This is a genomic window from Lyngbya sp. CCY1209 (assembly GCF_055795065.1).
The window spans coordinates 1-215 of record NZ_JAYFER010000309.1 but is presented as its reverse complement, the minus strand read 5'-3'; the positions used below and the strand labels follow the sequence as shown (position 1 = coordinate 215).

The following is a 215-nucleotide window of genomic DNA, read 5'->3' as shown; positions in this document are numbered from 1 at the left end:
AAAATCCATTTCTCATTCCTTTCTTTCCCATTACTCAGTATCACTTTTCCTGTTCGGAAGTATTTCCTGAGCGTTTTATCTTTGGCGTTTCCGCATCGTGATACTACCCATGCCCGCAGTTGTTGCCAGAGTATGTTATCTAGCTTGCTGAGAATCTCCTTGGAGACTACCCCCGAGTAATACCTTGCCCATCCGGTGATGATGGGGTTGAGTCT

1 protein-coding gene is annotated in these 215 nt (G+C 45.6%); it reads right to left on the bottom strand.

The window, feature by feature from the left end:
- A partial coding sequence (locus AC0QHF_RS09035) for a group II intron maturase-specific domain-containing protein (protein WP_375341412.1) occupies window positions 1–215 on the bottom strand: 215 nt, incomplete at both ends.